Annotated in this window: 3 protein-coding genes; all 3 read left to right on the top strand. The window is 36.6% G+C overall.

Annotation, left to right across the window (positions count from 1 at the left end):
* Nucleotides 1–2,479 (top strand): peptidoglycan recognition protein family protein (locus A9G48_RS02240; RefSeq protein WP_141672940.1); only part of this gene is annotated, 2,479 nt, incomplete at its 5' end.
* A 9-nt stretch (nucleotides 2,480–2,488) separates the two neighbouring features.
* The gene (locus tag A9G48_RS02235; protein WP_034944929.1) at nucleotides 2,489–3,031 is read left to right on the top strand and encodes a hypothetical protein; all 543 of its coding nucleotides are present in this window, start codon (nucleotides 2,489–2,491) and stop codon (nucleotides 3,029–3,031) included.
* A gap of 98 nt (nucleotides 3,032–3,129) precedes the next feature.
* Nucleotides 3,130–3,513 (top strand): hypothetical protein (locus A9G48_RS02230; protein WP_141672939.1); only part of this gene is annotated, 384 nt, incomplete at its 3' end.

Here is a 3,513-nt window from a genome sequence, read left to right as displayed (position 1 = left end):
TAATGACAAGCTGGGCAAACCCGAAGTAGCCGTAAAAGGCATTGCAGTATATGGTGCGGCAAACAATAAACAGAAATTAACCTATTTACCTAAGACAGCGACGTTTGAATTTGACGGTGAAAATAATGGGTATGCCAAAATTCGGAAAATCAACAACTGTGATGTGCCAGCGGTTTTGGTGGATAAAAATGGCGATGATGATGCCCCGCATAAGGGCTATGTCAAATTAACCTCGGTGACGTCATCGACTTTCGAGCCAGGAAAGCTAGATAAAATTGTGGTATTAAAAAAGCCGGCACCAATAAAGAAAGGCGATTTTATTGGATATATTGGTCATAATGTTAGTCAATCGGAACGTTTTGACGAGCCCAAAGAGGCTCCGTTATCGACCATGAAGCGAGCATTAGACACTAACTTACCACAGCTAGCACACGTTGAATTATTTACCTGTGATGATTTGCCGGCATTTATCAGTAAAACCCGAGTCTTAGCAGAGCAGTTACCGGAAAGTGAAAAGACCATTTTATTAGTTGAAAAAGAGGCAAGATTAATTCAGGCCGCTAAAGCTGAAGGGACGTTACCGGCAGGATTGGGGATACAGTTTATTGGCAATGCTAGTGATTATTACGTTAAAGTTAAGCCAGAATATACATTAAAGTTATCATCCAATCTTTCAGATAATGCAAGTAATATGGTGATTAAAGGGATAAATGGGGTAGTTGAAAATAAGGAGGGTGAAGTTAGCAAGCACCGTTTAACGCAGGCAGATAAAACGGAGTTGATTAACCGTTATCAAGTGAATTATCCGGAATTAACCCTAGCTGATATTCCTGATGAAGTTGAATTAGTGAGTGGTATATCGTCATCGAATGAGAATAATGGCACGGAATTAACCATCCGTTTTGTGGTAGAAAACAGACATTACTGGATAGCCACGAAAGAGGTTTTTCACCTACAAGGAAAAAATGGGCAACTAAATAGCTCGATAAATTATTGGAATCACTTTCCACTATCATTAACTAATTTACCGGCAGCGACAGAGCACAACACGGTGTATTACCCGCGTACTGTTTCACTAAATGAGCAATCGAGTAATACAAGTTTTACAGCAGTTGATGATGCCGCTCCTGATTCGGTGTGGCGATATATACAGGCGGGGAATAAACAAGGGATGCCAATACAAGGTTGGGTAAACACTAAAAGTGGCGCACAGCAACACATAAAACGAGTTAGCCCATGGCACTGGTCAGGTTTTAAAACGATAGAAGAGAAGGCAACGGTAGGCGAATTATCCGATAAAATCAGCAAAAATAACGTTGCCACCTTAGATTTAGCCGATTACACGCCGGCGATGCGAGAATTACAGCAAATTTTAACCGGCACACTAATATATTCAACCCAACGAAAAAAAGACCTACCGCCACCGACTTTTACGGATAGGGATTTAAAGGAAGGATTACGCAGAAGTTGGACAGCGGAGCAGATAGGGCATTTACTGGTGAAATATGAAAGTGAATGGTATGCTGATGAAGAATTAAGTAAATGGAATGAGATAGATAACCTATATGAACAAGAAAAACAGCAAAAAAAAGAAATCATCGAAGAAGAGTTAAACAAACTCGGACTAACCTTACCTTATCAGCGAGACTCTGCCATGAAAAAAGTGGACGAAGCGCACGAACATGTCAAAAGCAACTGGCAACTAGAAAAAGAAGAGCGCATAAAACCATCTTTATGGTGGAAAGAAGTGGCACAGGCACAAGCCCAAAATCAAACAACTAGCACAGAACAAAGTGAAGCTAATACGCCTAAACTGACCAATCTATCAACTAACGGCAAGGCATGGTTTATTCATCCTGTGGCGATGATGGATTATTTTAAAGTTGAAAAAAATAAAGGCGTTTGTCCTATAACACCTGACTATAGAAGTCATTTTGTTTTACATTGTACTGATGGAAACATGTCAGAAGAGACTATCAAGGCAATAAATAATGTTAACAATCCAGATAAAAAAATAAGGAGTAAAGCTCATAAATATATTATGAGAAATGGGGATGTAATTGAAATATGGCCTTTTACCGAAAAAAATGTATGGGCTACAAAAGCTGAATCTAGAAATAATTTAAAAGGAAGAATGTTCCATGTCGAAATCAATTATAAAAGTCCGGATGTACCTACAGATAACCAATATCAAGCTCTTGCTGATTTATATATTGAAGCTTCCGATATTGAAGGATGTTGGCCAATTATAGTACCTCATATAGAAGTTGATAGAGGCATTCCAAATGGTCATGGTGATCCTACAGATTTTGATTATAATAAATTTTATTCTATCTTAAGAAGTAGAAATGTACCGATAGATGATATTCCTCATTTCGAACATAAACGATACTGGGGATATAGCAAATCAAAAATTCCATTTGCAAATGATAAATATTCATGGCCTCCAATTTTATCTGGAAATCCGCATAAAAAATAAGGTTATTATATGAAAAAATTAATTTTATTATTTTTGCTATTACCTAACTTGTTATTAGCTCAAGAGGTATATACTAATTCATCCTATCAAGAATTTTTATCTTTAGGAAGTATGGAAAATGGTAAGCAGAATTTCTTAAATCTTGAAAATGGAATGATAGATTGGATAAATTTAACAGAGTTACAGAAAATGGAACAAACAGATATGTTATCGCCACATACTTTTTGGGATAAAGTTAACAAAAACTCTATAGGTTTTTATGCTAATGGTTATGAACCATTTTGGAATGCTAAAATAAGTAAGAATAAATTGCAATTCATATCTCTAAAAGAAAAAAATATAAATATTGCCATAGATATAAAAAATTCTTCTTTAACAAGAAATTTTTTGGTTGTTTTTCATTCTAAAGATGGTGTATATGGCTTAATTCGTAGTCTACCCAAAGGAACTTTTTGTGAAGCAAATCTTGATGAGATAACTTCAATATATGAAATTTTTATTGATTATAAAGGTGAAATATTTGAAGGTTGTGCATATTTAGATAAATTATAAATTGTTTTTAATAGTAAAAAGCCACGGTAGGCGAATTATCTGATAAAATCAGCAAAAATAACGTTGCCACCTTAGATTTAGCCGATTACACGCCGGCGATGCGAGAATTACAGCAAATCTTAACTGGCACACTAATATATTCAACCCAACGAAAAAAAGACCTACCGCCACCGACTTTTACGGATAGGGATTTAAAGGAAGGATTACGCAGAAGTTGGACAGCGGAGCAGATAGGGCATTTACTGGTGAAATATGAAAGTGAATGGTATGCAGATGAAGGGTTAAGCAAATGGAACGAAGTTGATGAGCTATTTGAAGAGGAAAAGCAACAACAAAAAGCGCTTATTGAAGCGGGGTTAGATAAACTTGGCATCACCGAGCCTTATCAGCGAGATTTTGCCATGAAAAAAGTGGACGAAGCGCATGAACATGTCAAAAGCAACTGGCAACTAGAAAAAGAAGAGCGCATCAAACCCTCACTG

Origin of the sequence: Gilliamella sp. wkB18, from assembly GCF_001690875.1 — a bacterium.
In the GTDB taxonomy this organism is placed as follows: domain Bacteria; phylum Pseudomonadota; class Gammaproteobacteria; order Enterobacterales; family Orbaceae; genus Gilliamella; species Gilliamella apicola_A.
Note: the sequence above shows the minus strand (reverse complement) of the source record. Positions and strands in the feature narration are given on the sequence as shown.

What these genes read in the sequence shown, in the direction of transcription:
- A9G48_RS02235 (WP_034944929.1), top strand. Translation starts at nt 2,489, where the DNA reads ATGAAAAAATTAATTTTATTATTTTTGCTATTACCTAACTTGTTATTA.